Origin of the sequence: Mesorhizobium sp. M7A.F.Ca.US.010.02.1.1, assembly GCF_004023085.1 — a bacterium.
Taxonomy (GTDB): domain Bacteria; phylum Pseudomonadota; class Alphaproteobacteria; order Rhizobiales; family Rhizobiaceae; genus Mesorhizobium.
This window is the reverse complement of sequence record NZ_RZRV01000001.1, coordinates 136,849-153,172: the sequence shown is the minus strand read 5'-3', so window position 1 is coordinate 153,172 and position 16,324 is coordinate 136,849. Positions and strand designations below refer to the sequence as shown.

At 62.3% G+C, this 16,324-nt stretch carries 16 protein-coding genes; 5 read left to right on the top strand and 11 right to left on the bottom strand.

Features of this window, described 5'->3' with window-relative positions; translation table 11 throughout:
- Positions 1–3 precede the first annotated feature (3 nt).
- From EOA19_RS00745 to EOA19_RS00715, 7 genes are all read right to left on the bottom strand, one after another.
- On the bottom strand, positions 4–825 hold the full coding sequence (locus tag EOA19_RS00745; protein ID WP_023808789.1) for a sugar phosphate isomerase/epimerase: 822 nt from the start codon (positions 823–825) through the stop codon (positions 4–6).
- 63 nt (positions 826–888) lie between these two features.
- Entirely contained in the window at positions 889–1,731 is an 843-nt protein-coding gene (locus tag EOA19_RS00740) for a carbohydrate ABC transporter permease (protein ID WP_023808790.1), read from the bottom strand.
- 5 nt (positions 1,732–1,736) lie between these two features.
- Positions 1,737–2,633: a sugar ABC transporter permease gene (locus EOA19_RS00735; protein ID WP_128302400.1), complete on the bottom strand. Its 897-nt coding sequence runs from the start codon at positions 2,631–2,633 to the stop codon at positions 1,737–1,739.
- Positions 2,634–2,770: 137 nt separating this feature from the next.
- Positions 2,771–4,018, bottom strand: coding sequence for a sugar ABC transporter substrate-binding protein (locus tag EOA19_RS00730; protein WP_127811094.1), 1,248 nt, complete (start codon positions 4,016–4,018; stop codon positions 2,771–2,773).
- 110 nt (positions 4,019–4,128) lie between these two features.
- Entirely contained in the window at positions 4,129–5,274 is a 1,146-nt protein-coding gene (locus EOA19_RS00725) for an ABC transporter ATP-binding protein (RefSeq protein ID WP_128302399.1), read from the bottom strand.
- Between the two features lie 86 nt (positions 5,275–5,360).
- Positions 5,361–6,311 carry a PfkB family carbohydrate kinase gene (locus EOA19_RS00720; RefSeq protein WP_128302398.1) on the bottom strand — a complete coding sequence of 317 codons (951 nt, stop codon included), beginning with the start codon at positions 6,309–6,311 and terminating at the stop codon, positions 5,361–5,363.
- 3 nt (positions 6,312–6,314) lie between these two features.
- On the bottom strand, positions 6,315–7,115 hold the full coding sequence (locus EOA19_RS00715; protein WP_127255183.1) for a class I fructose-bisphosphate aldolase: 801 nt from the start codon (positions 7,113–7,115) through the stop codon (positions 6,315–6,317).
- Positions 7,116–7,276: 161 nt separating this feature from the next.
- Here EOA19_RS00715 and EOA19_RS00710 point away from each other — a divergent pair, with 161 nt between their 5' ends.
- The 3 genes from EOA19_RS00710 (at position 7,277) to EOA19_RS00700 (ending at position 10,405) form a co-directional block, all read left to right on the top strand.
- Positions 7,277–8,038: a DeoR/GlpR family DNA-binding transcription regulator gene (locus tag EOA19_RS00710; RefSeq protein WP_128302397.1), complete on the top strand. Its 762-nt coding sequence runs from the start codon at positions 7,277–7,279 to the stop codon at positions 8,036–8,038.
- Between the two features lie 266 nt (positions 8,039–8,304).
- Positions 8,305–9,453, top strand: coding sequence for a Gfo/Idh/MocA family oxidoreductase (locus EOA19_RS00705; protein WP_128302396.1), 1,149 nt, complete (start codon positions 8,305–8,307; stop codon positions 9,451–9,453).
- 10 nt (positions 9,454–9,463) lie between these two features.
- Positions 9,464–10,405, top strand: a complete 942-nt coding sequence (locus tag EOA19_RS00700; protein WP_128302395.1) for an alpha/beta hydrolase — start codon at positions 9,464–9,466, stop codon at positions 10,403–10,405.
- Between the two features lie 10 nt (positions 10,406–10,415).
- On the opposite strand, the gene EOA19_RS00695 is transcribed toward EOA19_RS00700, so the two are convergent.
- A complete protein-coding gene (locus tag EOA19_RS00695; RefSeq protein ID WP_128302394.1) occupies positions 10,416–11,450 on the bottom strand; it encodes a LacI family DNA-binding transcriptional regulator in 1,035 nt (344 codons plus the stop codon).
- 412 nt (positions 11,451–11,862) lie between these two features.
- On the opposite strand from EOA19_RS00695, the gene rsgA reads away from it, so the two are divergent.
- Positions 11,863–12,873 carry a ribosome small subunit-dependent GTPase A gene (gene rsgA / locus EOA19_RS00690; RefSeq protein ID WP_164892807.1) on the top strand — a complete coding sequence of 337 codons (1,011 nt, stop codon included), beginning with the start codon at positions 11,863–11,865 and terminating at the stop codon, positions 12,871–12,873.
- A 26-nt stretch (positions 12,874–12,899) separates the two neighbouring features.
- Here the strand turns inward: rsgA and EOA19_RS00685 are convergent, their stop codons facing one another.
- A complete protein-coding gene (locus EOA19_RS00685; RefSeq protein WP_128302392.1) occupies positions 12,900–13,433 on the bottom strand; it encodes a sterol desaturase family protein in 534 nt (177 codons plus the stop codon).
- A 173-nt stretch (positions 13,434–13,606) separates the two neighbouring features.
- Here EOA19_RS00685 and EOA19_RS00680 point away from each other — a divergent pair, with 173 nt between their 5' ends.
- Positions 13,607–14,077: an NUDIX domain-containing protein gene (locus EOA19_RS00680; RefSeq protein WP_128302391.1), complete on the top strand. Its 471-nt coding sequence runs from the start codon at positions 13,607–13,609 to the stop codon at positions 14,075–14,077.
- 10 nt (positions 14,078–14,087) lie between these two features.
- Here the strand turns inward: EOA19_RS00680 and pobA are convergent, their stop codons facing one another.
- Both pobA and EOA19_RS00670 read right to left on the bottom strand, forming a co-directional pair.
- Positions 14,088–15,260 carry a 4-hydroxybenzoate 3-monooxygenase gene (gene pobA / locus EOA19_RS00675; RefSeq protein WP_128302390.1) on the bottom strand — a complete coding sequence of 391 codons (1,173 nt, stop codon included), beginning with the start codon at positions 15,258–15,260 and terminating at the stop codon, positions 14,088–14,090.
- The gene (locus EOA19_RS00670; protein ID WP_128302389.1) at positions 15,260–16,312 is read right to left on the bottom strand and encodes a 3-carboxy-cis,cis-muconate cycloisomerase; all 1,053 of its coding nucleotides are present in this window, start codon (positions 16,310–16,312) and stop codon (positions 15,260–15,262) included. Before EOA19_RS00670 ends, pobA begins: the two co-directional genes overlap by 1 nt.
- Between the last annotated feature and the right edge of the window lie 12 nt (positions 16,313–16,324).

Below are 16,324 nucleotides of genomic sequence, written 5' to 3'. Positions count from 1 at the left end.
TCTTCAGGCGCCGTAGGAGCGCATCGTCTGGCGGTTGGTCTTGACCGCGCCGGCGGGATCGGCGGCGGCCGTTTCGGATTCTTCCTCCAGCACCAGCCAGCCATTGAAGCGCGGTGCGGTGCCGGCGATCTCGATGACCGCAGGCGTGTCGCAGACGCCCTTGCCAAGCATGGCCCAGGTACCGTTGGCATCGACGTCCTTGAGGTGGATGTAGCGGATGCGGTCGCGGTGGGTGCGCAGCGTGTCGGCCATGTCCTTGTGGCCGCGCAGGATATGGCCGGTATCCGGCACCCAACCGACCAGATCGGGATCGAGCAAGGCAAAGATCGTGTCGTAGTCGGCCCGGTCGAACAGCAGCGTGTTGTGGTGCGAGCTTGGATGCACCGCGACCTGGACGCCGGTCTTGCGGCCAAGCTCGCCAGCCTCGTTGTAGACCTCTGCGGCGATGGCGAATTTGTCGTCGCGCGGACCGTCGGAGACCACCGTCGCAGAGCCCATCGACACGAGCGCGCCAGGGAAGGCGGCGGCGAAGTCGATCCAGCGTTTGGCGGTCTCGAGATCGGCGCCGATCTCCTCCTTCAGCGTAAAACCACTGTTCGAGCCAAAGGCGAAGGAAACCAGCGTCAGCCCCGACGCCTTCAGCGCGGCGGCGAACTCCTCCGGCTTGTCGCCATAATGTCCGATCATGGTGTCGGTGATCTCGATGCCGGCATAGCCACCGTCAGAGATCGCCTTCAGCAGATCGTCGGGGCCGCCGGTGAACCGGTCTCCCAGCATTTCCCAGGTGAAGGTCTGGCAGCCGACTTTGAGGTCTTTCACGTTCATCCTTTCATTCCTTGGTATCGCCTATTGCTTGATGCCACCCTGCGTCGCCGTCGGATGGACGTCCTACTTGACCGAGCCCGCGGTCATGCCGGCGAGGAAGTACCTCTGGGCAACGAGGTAGATGAGCAAGAGCGGTAGCGAGCCGAGCACACTCATTGCCATCATCTGGTTCCATTCGAAGGCGTGCTGCCCCATCAACAGCTGGATGCCGATCGGGACGGTGCGCATGGACGTTGACTTCGTCAGTGTCAGCGCAAAGAGAAATTCGTTCCAGCACAACAGGAAGGTGTAGACTGACGTCGCCACGATGCCAGGCAGTGAAATCGGGACTATCACCCGCCAAAGCGCTGTCCAACTGGTGCCGCCATCGACGGCTACAGCTTCATCGAGATCGCGGGGCAAGGTGTTCAGATACCCCGTCATTAGCAGGATCGCGTAGGGCAGCGTAAACACCAGATAAGTCAGGATCAGTGCGACATAGGTGTCGAAGATGCCGTATGAGACGACGAGCCCGAAGAAGGGGATCAAAAGTGTGATCGGCGGAATCGTCTGCGTGCTGATGATGATTGTGTTGAGGCTGCCCTTGCCGCGGAAGTTGAAGCGGCTGAACCCGTAGGCCGCCAGCAGGGCGATCAGCACCGTCAGCACAGTCACCGCTCCCGCCACGAAATAGCTGTTGAAGAAGAAGCGCAGCTTTACCGGGTCGCCAAGGATGGCTGCATACGCTTCCAGCGTAAACGCCTTTGGCAGGATGGTTGGTGGCAGGGCAAAGATTTCGGTATTCGATTTGAACGAGCTGCTCAGCATCCAGTAGATCGGAAATGCCGCGAAAAAGAGCCCCGCTGCAAGCGCTACATGGAGCGCGACGGTGATCAGCCTGTCTTTCGGCGTATGCCTTTTCCTCATGATGACTACCGAGCCTTTTGATAGCGAATATAGAACAGCGTCAGGCCGAGAGAGATCAACAAGATGACCACAGCGCTCGCCGAAGCCTGCGACAGGTTGTAGCTCGAAAACGCCAGCTTGTACGTGTAGGTGCTGAGGACCTCGGTCGAGTAGATCGGGCCACCGCCCGTCGTTATCCAGATTAATGGGAAGACCTGCATGGTCCAGATGAAGTCAAGCAGCGAGATGCTGATGATGATCGGCATCAGCTGCGGAATGGTGATGAAGATCAGCTTCTGGTAGGCTTTCGCCCCGTCGATATCGGCGGCCTCGTAGAAATCCTTGGGAATGCCCTGCAAACCCGCGAGCAGGCTGACCATGAAGAGCGGATAGCCCGCCCAGATATTGGCGAAGGTGACGGCGTGCAGCGCGGTCTCAGGCGAGGAAAACCATTCGACCTTGGAACCGATGATGCCGATTTGCATGAGTATGCTGTTCACGACACCGTTCGGCTCAAGCAGCAGGCGCCAGATCACGGCGATAATCACCGCGGTGAACAGCCAGGGCAATATGTAGAGCACGCGCAGAATATTGCGCAGCGTCGGATTGATGCGGTCGCTGTTCAGCATGAGCGCGAAAACCATGCCGATGGTCATGTGGAAAATGACACTCATGCATGTGAAGTAGAGCGTGTGCCACAGCGAAGCCCAGAACACGGGGTCGCCGAAGATCGCCTGGTAGTGTTTCAGTCCGGCAAAGGATGGGTCACGACGCAGCACCGCGCTGTTCTGGAACGAGTAGCCAATCACCGTCACCATCGGCAGCAGCATCAGAAGCCCGATTATGAGCAGCGAGGGCGACAGATAGAGGTAGGGTGCGACCGCTCGTTTAAGCTTATGGTGGGAGCGCTTTTGCCGGGTCATGTGCCAACCTTGGGATACGCCTTCAAGAGAAGGTAAGCTTCAAAAACAGGTCCACTCAAATTGCCGATCCGTTGTTGCCGGGTGGCCTGCCCGAAGTCAGGCCACCCGGTCAAAGATAGCAAACGGGAACAGGCCGATCAGAATTTCGCCATCCAGCCCTTCTGAGCGGCGGCTGCGGCTTGTTCCGGAGATTGCTCGCCGGCGAGCATCTTTTGAGCTTGCACGTCGAACTGGGTCATCAGGTCTTCTGCCACCGGCAGGCCCGTGAACTCATTGGCGAGATAACCGGTCTTGAAGATTTCAAAAGCCTTGCCGAAAGCCTTGTCCGAGGTCACGAAATCGGGCTTGGCGTTGACATTGCCCGGGAAGGCGTTTGCAAGCGACACGAGCTTGGCGTTCACCTTTTCACTCATCACATATTGGACGAGTTTCCAGGCCTCTTCCTGATGTTTCGAGGCAGCAGAGATGCCGATGCCCCAGGAGGCATAGGGAAGGCCGCGCTTGCCGGTATAGTTTTCCACGACCGGGACCGGGATCAGGTCGAAGTTCAGCTTGGGATTGCGCTTGCGGATGAGGTTCACATGCGCGAGCGAGTCGATCATCATCCCGACGCGGTTGTTGACGAACTCCTCGACCTTTTCCTGCTCGGTCTTGGTGGCGATGCCGGGCGAGATGGTGCCGGCGTCGTTGAGAGATTTGACGAAGGTGAGCATATCCACCACCGGTTTGCCCTCAAGGTCCGGCTTGCCGTTCGCCATCATCGACTGACCCGAAGCCCAAACCCACGACATCATGTCGTTCTGGACGCCGGATGGCGTTTGCAGCGAGAGGGGCAGCACCCAGCCATACTGGTTCTTGTCGGCGATCGTCATTTTCTTGGCGGCTTCGAGAAACTCCGCACGGGTCGACGGCAGCTTGGTCACGCCTGCCTGGGCAGCAAGGTCCAAATTCACGAAGACCGGATAGACGAAGGAAGCCACGGGAAACATCACCGCCTTGCCGTCCACCTTGATGATGTCCGCGACCTGGCTCTTGTCGAAAGCGCTCGCATCCATCATCGGATTCATGTCGGCGAGTGCGCTCTGCGCATTCAGATTGTTCACCCAGGCACCGTCGAGACCGACGACGTCGCTGAGCGTTCCGGTTGCAGCACCAACCGAGATCTGGTCTCGCGTGGTCGCGTAGGGGCCGCTGACCAGCGTCACTTTGATTCCGGGATTTGCGGCCTCGAAGTCATCCATGATTGCCCTGAGCGAGCCAGCCGGCAATTCGGGCTCCCACCATTGGGTGAATTCCAGCGTCGTATCCGCCATGGCGCCGGTTGCGCCAAGCAACCATGCGGCTGCGGCTATTTTCAGCATCGCGGGTTTTATACGAAACGTCATCTTCTCCTCCTTCTTTATATTCGACCGCACAATGCGGCCGATCGTCTGGTTATTCACAAGTCTTCTTATGCAGGTGCCTCACCCTCACCCGCGGGTCTTATCGCTGATATTCAGATTGCCAGATGCGTCTCGGGATCGAAGAAATGGAGCTTGGTATCATCCAGGGCCAACCTGATTTCCGAGCCGGAGCGGACTGTGCTGACCGGTTCGAATTTCGCCACCGCATTCGACGCCAGGCCGAAATCCTGCACCGCGTCGGGGTCGCCGGAGTCCACCCGGACCGCGTCGATGTCGAGATGGACGATTTGTTCGGATCCAAGTTCTTCGATCGAGGTCACCTTTGCCGGTATCGTCTGATACTTGCGGCCGGATTCGAGGCTGCTGTCATAGAGATCCTCCGGTCGTATCCCGAACACGACCTTGCGCCCCGCATACGACCTCAAGTCCGGCCTGCGGACGAAGGCTGCATCCTGCAGCCGGATGGCTAAGGCGCCGGACATCAGTTCGTCGCCCGTCAGGGTCGCCTCGAAAAGGTTCATTGAAGGAGACCCGATGAAGCCGGCAACGAAGGCGTTCACCGGCGATTCATAGAGCCTCTTGGGTGTGTCGACCTGCTGCAGCACGCCGCCTTTCAACACCGCGACCCGGTCGCCCATCGTCATGGCTTCGGTTTGGTCGTGGGTCACATATATGGTCGTTACGCCGAGCTGCTTTTGCAAACTGGTGATTTCGGCGCGCATTTGAACGCGCAGTTTCGCGTCCAGATTGGAAAGGGGTTCGTCCATGAGAAAGGCTGCCGGCTCGCGCACCATGGCGCGGCCCATGGCAACCCTTTGACGCTGTCCGCCTGAAAGGTTCGCGGGCTTGCTGTCCAGCAGAGACGTCAGTTGAAGGGTTTTGGCGATCTCGTCCACGCGCTTTTTGCGCTCGGCCTTCGGCTTGCCTGCCAGCCGCATCGAAAAGCCGATGTTTTCGAACACCGTCATATGCGGGTAGAGGGCGTAGCTCTGGAAGACCATCGCGATGTCCCGGTCCTTGGGCGGCATGTCGACGACGTCGACACCGGCGATCCGAAGGCTGCCGCTGGTGACGTCCTCCAACCCCGCGATCATCCGCAGCGCGGTGGATTTGCCACAGCCGGACGGCCCGACGAGAATCAAGAACTCACCGTCCTTGACCGACAGGTTCAATTGGTCGATTGCGTGAAAATTGTTCCCGTATGTCTTGCAGATATTTTCAAGAACGACTTCTGCCATATTCCTCCTCCACAAGTCTAAGCCACTGATTTTTATGATTGTCCTCGGCTTACGTTCACCTGCGAATTTTTCCTCGGATAGTTCGGCTATGTTCCGGTATCAAGCCGCGCATATTTCAGTTCGACTGCCGACGGCGCGTTCGTCGATGCCAGGAGTTCCGTGACCTGGGCGTCGGTCGGAAGCGCCTCGCGCCCGCCACGCCCCGTTATCGAAAGGGCCGCCGCCGCGGCCGCGAACGCGACCCGGCCTGCGGTATCGGCCCCGCGCGTCAATGCAAGGGCATAGGCGCCATGAAAGCAGTCACCGGCGCCGGTCGAGTCGACGACGGCAACCCGGTGCGGAGGCAGGTGCCAGAGCCCTGTCTCGTTGCGTCCGCGATAGAAGACGCCCCTGCCGCCATCCGTCAGAACCACGGCGGACCGCGACGGCAACCACAATGCGTCGAGTATCTCGGCCGGCGACCGGCGGCCGGTGGCGGTCCGCGCAAAGCCGAGCGGAAGAATGAGATGGTCGCAGAGCCCGATCAGTCTCTCGGTGGCCGGGCCGTGGCTCCATTCGACATCACCGAGGATCGCAAGGCCGAGATCGCGAGCCCGGGCCACGACATCCAGCGACCCGATCCCGTAACTGTCGACGATCAGGACTGTCGCGCGGCTGAGAACCTCGTCCGGAAAGTCCGGCGCGGTGCCCAGCATCGCTTCGTCGTCATACGCGATGAATCGCTCGCCATCCGAACCGACGGTGATCCGCGAGCGCACCGGGCGCGCGTGCGGGTGGCGCGGCGCGAACGCGGTTTCAACGCCGCTCGCAACGAGATCGCACAACACGGCGTCGTCGGCGGCATTGCCCAGCCATCCGACGAACCCGGCGCTTCCGCCGAGCCGCGCGACGGCGGCAAGTGCCGTCGCGACATTTCCTCCGAAAGCTCGGGCACTTTGCAGAACCTTCCCCTTGCCCGCCGACAACGGCTGATCGACATAGACGATGTCGTCGATCGCAATAGCTCCGAAGCCGAGGATTGAAGGGACGGTGGGCATCGTTCAGGCACCCGCCTTCGCCAAGGCGTCTTGCGCCGAAAGGCCGTCATGGATGACGCCTCGAAAGGCGATCGCTGCCTTTTCCGGATCGCCGTGCCCCCAGAGATTGCGACCCACCACGGCACCGCGCGCGCCGGCACGGATGGCGTCCGCCGTCTGCTGAAGGGCGCCGAGCAGCGTGTCGGTCTTCGGACCGCCGGCGATCACAACCGGCACCGGGCAGGTCCGAACGGTCTCTCGAAACGACTCGAAATCGCCCGTGTAACCGATCTTGATCACGTCGACGCCGGACTCGTAGCCGATGCGTGCCGCATAGGCGATCTCGTCGGGGGTGAAGACGATTTTTGCCCCGTCGGTGAAATCGCGAGGGTAGATATGCGCCACCACCGGCATGCCGTAACGGGCCGCCGCATTCACCGAATCGGTCAGCCAGCGTATGTATTTGCCCTCGGTCGCGCCGCGCACCGGAATGGCCACGGCCAACGCATCGGCGCCAGCGCGCACCGCATCCTCGGGCGTTGCAATTAGTTCACTGATGCGATCGTCCGGGGTGAAGCAGCCGGCCTGGATCACCAGGCAAGCCTTGCCCGCGTATTGCGGCCACAGATGGCGCGCAGTGCCAGGCTGGATGCTGACGTAGTCGGGTTTGCCTACCATGACGCGTGCAAGCGCGCCCGGCAGGTCGGCAAGACCTCCTTTGCGCACGTCGCCATAGCCGACAAAGTGGTCGACCGCGCCGCCAAAAAGATTCCCCGACGGATGTGAGAAGAGGCGCGCCAGGCGCACCTTGGTTCCGAGGCTCATCAGTCCAAAACTCTCCAATCGATTGATTTCAAAATCCTGGACCCAGTGTTTGCGAAAGAAAAGACAAATGCAATCTTTCGAAAGCTTTCGAATTCGCATATTTTTGGTAGAGTGAACCGAAGCCAGGGCGATCGCTTGGCGCATGGAGGCAAGGACAGGGCATGTTGTCAGAGCAGAGACGCCAGTCGATCCTGGGTGAAGTGCAACGCAGCGGACAGGTTCGCATCAAGGACCTGTCAGACGATTTTGGCGTGTCGGAAGTCACGGTGCGCTCCGACCTCGAGATACTGGACCGCAAGGGACTGCTGACCAAGACCCGTGGAGGCGCAGTGACCCGGACCACGGATTCGACCACGGCCGCGTTCGCCCGGCGGATGCAAACGAACCTCGATGCAAAGAAACGCATCGCCCGGGCAGCGGTAGAACTGTTCGGGGACAACCAATCGGTCATCTTCGACGGCGGCTCGACATTGATGCAGGTTGCCATGCTGTTACCGCCGCTCAGCAATGTCGTGGTCGCGGCCACGGCGATGAATATCGTGCAGCATCTGATGCATCGGCCCGGGCTCGACGTTCACATGATCGGCGGCCGGGTCTATCCAGACACGGTGAGCACACTGATCACCGATGCCGACACGGCTCTCGGCGGCTTGGTAGCGCATCAGGTCTTTGTTGGAGCGCATGCGATTGACTCGTCACTGGATGTGGTCGACGTGAACGAAGACATGGCGCGAACGAAGCGAAACCTCGTGCGCATGGCCCGGCGCGTTGTCCTCCTTGCGGATTCGAGCAAATGGGGCGTCAGCGGGACCTCAAAGGCCTTTTCGCTGTCGAGCGTCGATGTCGTGATCACGGACGATGGCCTGTCCGGCGCGATACGCAGCCAGCTTGATAGGACCGGGGCCAAGGTGATCTATGCCTGACTCCCTCGCGGTCCCTGGCCACGACGGAAATACCCAATGCGCGCATGACCCACGGGATTCGCATCGGCGGTCGGCCGTTTTTTCATGTCGGTCATTTTCTCCTCCCAGGGCTGGCAGCCTCCCGATATCGCGCCAGCATTTTCGCATGTTGGATAAAAATTTTACGCGCGTCAATATTTAAAATGTTGTATAGCCCTTTGCGAAAGCGATCCGTTGCCGGCTGGGCGAATCCGGCGGAGCATGGCGCATCGGGAGGTACGATCGAAATGCACGGGATACCAATGACGAAACTCGGGATCGGCGTCATCGGATGCGGCAATATCTCGATGACCTATCTGCGCAATGCCGCTTTCTTCGGCGGCATCGAATTGCGCGCCTGCGCCGATATCTCGGCCGACATGGCGGCGCTGCGGGCGAAGGAATATGGCATACGGGCACTCGGCGTCGATGCACTGCTGGCCGACCCCGAGATCGATCTTGTCCTCAACCTGACCATTCCGGCGGCGCATTTCGATATTTCGTTTGCCGCGCTTTCGGCCGGCAAGCACGTCTTCACCGAAAAGCCGCTCGCCACCTCGGCCGCCGATGGACAGCGCCTGGTCAATGAGGCGCGGTCGCGCGGCCTGCTGCTCGGCTCGGCGCCCGACACGTTCCTCGGTGCGGCCGGGCGCCGTGCGCGCCGGTTGATGGACCAGGGCGCCATTGGCCGTCCGGTCACCGGCACCGCCTTCATGATGGGCCGCGGCATGGAGCACTGGCACCCCAACCCGCAATTCTACTACCAGCCAGGCGGTGGCCCGGTGTTCGACATGGGTCCGTACTATCTGACCATGCTGGTCAATCTGCTCGGCCCGGTCGAGCGCGTCATGGCAATGGCGACACGCGGCCAGGAAGAAAGGCTGATCACCGCCGAAGGGCCATTCAAGAACACCACATTCAAGGTCGGCACGCCGACCAATGTGCTGTCGCTGCTCGAGTTCCGCTCCGGCGCGACCGTCACCTTCGGCGCCTCGTGGGACGTCTTTCGCCACTCCAACCATCTGATCGAACTGCACGGCACGGAGGGCTCGCTGCGCCTGCCCGACCCCGACACGTTCGGCGGCACGGTGTCGCTGTCGGAACGCGGCACCGACTGGCAGGATTTCGCCAGCGAGGGCGAGCTCTACGGCGCCCGCAACTGGCCTTACGCGGCACCCGATCGCGCCAATTACCGCATGCTCGGCGTCGCCGATCTGGTGCGCTCGCTTCAAACCGGCAACACCCCACGGGCCTCCGGCAGCCTTGCGCTGCATGTGCTGGAGGTCATGGAGGCTATCCTGCGCTCCGGTGAAACACAGGGATCAGTCGCCATCGCGGGCGATGTCGTGCAGCCGGCCCTGCTGACCGAGGAAGAGGCGAGCAGCCTGCTGGCCTGAGGGTATGATCATGACGCTCGATCCGGATGCGCTGCGCGTCCTCGAAATTGGTCGTGCAGCCGGCGGCGAGCCATTTGAGACCGGCAGCGTGGCGGCAGCGCGAACTGCCTACAACGCCTCGTTCCCGGCGCTACAGGGTGAGCACGAGCCGGTCGCTGCGACCCAAGAACGGCAGATCGACGGGCCGAATGGGCCTATTGCGCTCCGCATCCATCGCGGCATCGGCGCACCGCAAAGCGGGGCGCCGGCGCTGCTCTATTTGCATGGCGGCGGCTGGGTCATCGGCAACCTCGATTCGCATGACGAGATCTGTCGCCTGATGGCCAATCTCGGCAACGCCGTCATTGTCTGTCCTGACTATCGCCTGGCGCCGGACCATAAATTTCCCGCCGGGCTCGAGGATTGTCTGGCAACTCTTCGTTTCCTGGCCGAGAACGCCGCCGATCTCGGCATCGACATCAGACGCATCGGTGTGGCCGGCGACAGTGCCGGCGGCAACCTCGCCGCTGTGCTGGCGCTGCTCGCCCGCGATGGGCTGGCGCCAGCCCTTGCCGCGCAGATCCTGATCTACCCCAACACCGACGCGCGGCAGAAGGCCGACAGCTACCGGCGTTTCGGCGACGGCTTCGGGCTGACAGCGACCACCATGGCCTGGTTCCGCGACCATTATGTACGAACGCCCGACGAAATGCTGGACTGGCGCGTCTCGCCCTTGCTGGCGCCCGATCTTGCCGGCGTCGCGCCGGCATTCGTCGCGCTGGCCGGCTGCGATATCCTCGCCGACGAAGGAGCAGCCTATGCGGCGCGCCTGCAAGCCTCGGGCGTGCCTGTGACCCTGCGGCAGTGGCCGGGCCAGATCCATGGCTTCGTCTCGATGGGGCGCCATATTCCCGCTGCCCGGCAAGCGGTGGCCGAGGCGGTGGCGGCCTGGCGCCAGTTCGAGAAAAGCTGACGCCGGTCGCTCAGGCTGACTGACGCATCACCAGGGTGGCGCCGAGCTTGACGGTGCGCGCCATGCCCTGCTTCGGCGGATCGGCCTCGTCCAGCAAGGCCAGCAGGATCTCGACGCTGCGCCCGGCCATAGCGGCGAAATCCTGCGCCATGGTGGTCAGCGCCGGGCAGGTGTAGCGGCTCAGCGGATGATCGTCATGCGCAGCAACGCGCAGATCGCAATCGGGCCTGCGGCCGACCTTCAGGCCGCGCGAGAACGCGGCCGCCATCACACCAAAGGCGAGACGATCATTGGCGCACAGGATGGTGCGGCCGGGCAAGGCGCCGGCCTCCAGCATTTTTTCCGTCTGCTCGTAGCCGATGCGTTCGAAGTCCCAGGTGTAATCGCGGGTGCCTTCGATGACGACCGGCTTGAACCCGGCGGTCTCCATCGCGACGATGTAGCTTTCCTGGCGTTCGCCGGAGTTGTGGTTGACGTGTGGGATGTCGAGATAGACCGGCGGCTCACCCGAACGGCAGAGATAGTCGACGATGGTCGAGACGCTCTGCCGGTTGTCGTTGCCGACGAACGGCGTATCGCCCTCGATATAGGTGTCGAAATAGACAATCGGAATGCCCTGCCCGAGCTTGTCGAAGACGCCGCGGTCGGAAGCCAGACCCAGTGGGGCGATGATCGCGCCGGCGACCTTCAGGGACAGCAGCGTCCTGACCGACTCCGCCTCCAGCTTCGGCGAACCATGCGAGGAGATGACGATCGGCCAGTAGCCTTCGTCGCGGCAGCGAAATTCGATGCGGCTGACCATCTCGGCGTAGAACGGATCGGTGATCGTCGGCACGACGATGCCGATGTTGCGGGTGCGCTTGCGGTTGAGATTGCGGGCGAAAAGGTTGGGCTGATAGTCCGAGGAGCGCAGGGCGGCTTCGATGCGCGCCCGCGTCGCCGGCTTCACGCTCGCCGGATCGTCGAAATATTTGGACAGCGTCGGCCGGGACACGCCGCATGCCTGGGCGAAGTCGTCCATCGTGCGGTGTGTCTTCTCCGCCATCGATATATTCCTGATCCCCTGCCATGATCGGCCCGCCACCAGTCATGCGGCCGTTGACCGGATGCGACAATGCTCGACAGAACTTATTCAGTCAATTTTCACGGTTACCAATAGAGCGCAAAAAAAATTGCATGCGTCAAATTATTTGTTAACGTTTAAAGCTGACGTGGCTCGCCGCCGTTTTCCCGCCAAACGCTTTCGGACAGCGCTGTTTCGTCGACTTGATCGTCAGTTCGACGATCGAGGGATAGGCTGCAGAAGCTTGCCGCTCGCTCTCGGCTACGGGCCTGCTTGCCAAATGTCGCCATGCCGCCCATACACGGCTTGGGCAATCGCCTCGCCCGTTCGCCACCTGCCAGGGATACTGTCCGATGTCCGCGACGCCGTGGTCAAAGCCGTGACGGACCACTCCATGCCATCGCTTGCCGGCCTGGGCTGGACGGATTTTTTTGGCGACCAGCTCGAACCCGGCGACGCCGATCTTGTCCCGACGCGGATCGCCACCGTCCACCGCGATCGCCTGACCGGCCTGTCCCAGGCAGGGCCGGTCGATCTGACGCTGCCGGCGCAGGCGAACACCGGTGACTATGCGGTCGGCGACTGGGTACTGGTCGATGGGCATGAACACCTTGTGCAGCGCCGCCTGGCCCGCAAGACGGTGCTGGAGCGCCGCATCCAGGGCGGCAGGGTGCCGCAGCTTGCCGCGGCCAATGTCGACACGCTGTTCATCGTCACCTCGTGCAATGCCGACTTCAATCCCGCCCGGCTCGAGCGTTATCTGGCGCTCGCCAATGAGGCCGGAACGACGCCAGTGATCCTGCTGACCAAGGCAGATACCGCTGAAGACGCCGAGACATATGCAAGGCAGGCTGCCGCGTTGCAGCGTGGATTGCCGGTCGTGACGCTGAACCCCCGGACATCGGATGCGGCAACCGTCCTGGCTGCCTGGTGCGGTGTCGGCCAGACGGTGGCGCTGATCGGCTCCTCCGGCGTCGGCAAATCGACGCTGGTCAACACACTGGCCGGATCGGGGCAGCAATCGCCGCAGCAGACCGGAGGCATTCGCGAGCACGATGCCAAGGGACGCCACACCACCACGTCGCGATCGCTGCACGCCATTGCCGGCGGCGGCTGGGTGATCGATACGCCGGGCATGCGGACTTTGCAGGTCAGCGACGTCGCCTCCGGCATCGACACGCTGTTTGCCGAAATCACCGAGCTCGCGCCGCTCTGCAAGTTCCGCGACTGCACGCATGTGCATGAGCCGGGCTGCGCTGTGCAGGCTGCCTTGAAGGCCGGGACGCTCGATCCGGAGCGCCTTGCCCGCTGGCGCAAACTGTCCGACGAGAACCAGAACAACACGCCGGTTCAGAGCGGACCCCGCGGAGCCAAGTCTCCCGGCGGTCGCGGGAAGAGGCGTTGAACGGTTGGGGTTGATCTGGCCTCGGACTAGAGCCGCGCCGTCCCGAAAAAGCGATCCCAGAACGTCGACGTCACACCGAAATTGGCCGCTTCGTCAATGTGGTGATGCACCGCGTGGCGACGCTTGAGCCTGTAGAGATAGCTCGGATGGGCGGGGTGCCAGTGATGGATCATGTGGTGGATGCTGATGTACCAGAGGTACCCCAGCATCAGCCCGCAGCTTACCGCGCTCGCGGTTGCGAAGTCCGAGACCACCCAAACGGGCACAAACGCGATCAGCGCATGCACCCCGAGGCTGAGCCAGGTCGGGGTGCCCACCGAACTGCGCTCCTCGACATGGTGACGATCATGCAGGTCCTTGATGTAGGGAATATGGTGAAGAACGAACCTGTGCAGCACATACTCGATCAGCGTCCAGAGGCCGAGACAGGCGAGGACCGTGCCTATCCAGCCTGGCGCACCCTCTTCGCCGGCCTCGAGCAGCCCGGCCACTGCCAGCACGGCGATTACCAGCGGATACACGACGAAGTCGCTATAGTAGCCAATAAGTCCGAGTTGCATCGTCACCTAGCCTTCGAGCCGCCAAATAAGCGATGGTATCAGATTGCCGGACTCGCGGGTGAGGTGCAATGCAGACGAACCTGACATAGCGTCGCAATCCCTAGGTGCAAGGTTCGCGTCAACGATTCAAGGACCATCGGCAGGCTGCCGGCTTCGCAAACGGACGTATCACAATGGCAAAACGCAGTGCGGGATTGCTGATCTATCGCCGCGGCGACGGCGATCTCAGGGTGTTGCTGGTTCATCCGGGCGGACCGTTTTGGGCGAAGAAGGACGACGGTGCGTGGTCGATACCGAAGGGCCTCATCGGCGAGAACGAGGACGAGTTGGCGTCAGCGCAGCGCGAGACCGAGGAAGAGCTCGGCATCAGGGTCGATGGGTCCTTCACGCGTCTCGGCGACTACAGGCAACCAGGCGGAAAGATCGTCATGGCCTGGTCTGTCGAGGCGACCGCCGACATTGATGTCGCCGCCATCACGAGCAACATTTTTACCATGGAATGGCCGCCAAGGTCGGGATTCCTGAAGGAGTTCCCGGAGGTGGACAGAGCGGGCTGGTTCACCTTGGCCGAGGCCGAGGTGAAGATCCTCAAAGGGCAGCGCCCGATGCTGTCGGACTTTGCCAGGCAGCAAGGCGCCGGATGATCCGCGGCCCTCAGTACGGCAGGCCGACATAGTTCTCGGCGAGCGCGGTCGATGCGGCACGTGACTGCACGAGGTAGTCGAGTTCGGCCTCCTGGATGCGCTGGCCGAACTCGCCGGTGTCTGGAAAGCGGTGCAGCATCGTCGTCATCCACCAGGAGAAACGCACCGCTTTCCAGACCCGTGCCAGAGCCTTGCCTGAATAGGCGTCGATGCCGGCCGTTGACTTGTCGCGATAGAAATCGTGCAGGCCGGCAAAGAGATAGCGCACGTCGCTGGCGGCGAGGTTGAGGCCCTTGGCGCCGGTCGGCGGCACGATGTGGGCGGCATCACCGACCAGGAAGAGCCGGCCGAAACGCAGCGGCTCGGCAACGAAGGAGCGCAGCGGCGCGATCGATTTCTCGAAGGATTGCCCGGTGACGACATTTGCCGCCGTCTGCTCGGGCAAGCGGCGGCGCAACTCGTCCCAGAAGCGCTCATCCGACCACGCCTCCACGCGATCGTCCTGCGGGCACTGCAGATAGTAGCGGCTGCGATGCGTCGAGCGCATCGAGCACAGCGCAAAACCCCGCTCGTGATTGGCGTAGACCAGTTCGCGGTCGGCTGGCGGCACCTCGGCCAGCACGCCGAGCCAGCCGAACGGATACCGCCGCTCGAAGGTTTTCAGCGCACGCTCGGGCACCGATTTGCGGCTGACGCCATGATAGCCGTCGCAGCCGGCAACGAAGTCGCAGTCGATGCGATGCGTGACGCCGTCCTTGTCATAGGTGGCGAAAGGCGCGGTGCCGTCGAAATCGTGCAGAGCGACATTTGCCGCCTCGTAGATCGTGGTCAGCCCTGCCGCGTCGCGTTTGTCCATCAAATCATGCGTCACCTCGGTCTGGCCATAGACGGTGACATGCCTGCCGCCGGTCAGCGCCTCGAGGTCGATGCGATGCAAGCGTCCGTCGAAGGCGAGCGAGATGCCGGAATGCGGCAGCCCTTCGGCATGCAGCCTTGCCGCCGCGCCGGCCTGTTCCAGCAATTCGACCGTGCCCTGTTCGAGCACCCCTGCCCGCACGCGGCCAAGCACGTGCTCGCGGCTCGCACGTTCCAGAATGACCGTCTCGACGCCGATGCCGGCCAGCAGTTGCCCAAGCAGCAGGCCGGACGGTCCGGACCCGACGATGACGATTTGCGTGCGCATCAGTGGCCGAGACTTTCGACCTGTGCGGCCAGTTCGGCGGCAAGGCGCAGCGACGCGGCCGTTGCGACGACCATCTGCGGCAGCAATAGCCACTCCAGCGTCCATGCAGCACCCGACCGCTCCTGCTCATGCACGAGCGCGTGATGCATGCCGGCAAGTTGCGTGGCGTTGAAGCGGGCAAGCGCCACCAGCGCTTCGGCCTTCACCGGGTTCTGCTTGTGCGGCATGGCCGACGAGCCGCCGCCACTGGAAAGCTCGATCTCGGTTCCATCTTGCGCCAGCAGCGCGATGTCCTGGCCGAATTTGCCGAGGCTGCCTGATACCAGCGACATCAGGCCGGCAAAGTCGGCGAGCGCGTCACGCTGACTGTGCCACTGCGGTGCGTCGCCAAGACCAAGCCTGGCGGCAAGTGCCGCGCGCACCGCCGGCCCCTTGTCATCAAGCTTTTCCAACGTGCCGGCGGCACCGCCGAATTGCACCACCAGCAGACGCCTGGACTGCTCGGATAGCCTCTCCTGATGCCGTTGCAGCGGCGCCCGCCACGCCCTGACGCGATCGGCCACTTTGATCGGAAGCGCCTTCTGCATGCGCGTCATCCCGGTCAGCGCCCTGCCGCCAAAACGCTCTTTGAGCGAAGCGAGGCGTATGACGGTTTCGGTCAACAGCAGATCGAGATGCTCGACGACGGATTTCAGCCGAAGCGTCAGGCAGGTGTCGATCACATCCTGGCTGGTCGCACCGAAATGCACTTTCCGGCCATGCGGTTCGCCGACCGCAGCCCTGATCTGGCGCACCAGTTCCGGCACCATGACGCCGTCCTTGGCGACCCCGGCTCGCAGCAGAGCCGTGTCCGGCCGGAAGGTGCCAAGCGCCGCCACGATCGCTGCCCCGGCATCCTTGGGAATTATCCCGTTATCGGCCTCCGCTTGCGACAGCGCCTGTTCAAAGATCAGCATGGCCTCGATTTCCGCCTCAACGGAAAAATGCCTCGCCGCTTCTTCGTCGCCGAGAAGAGCGGAGAGCAGCGGATGGTCGAAAGGCGATACAGTCATGTCACAGGCCTC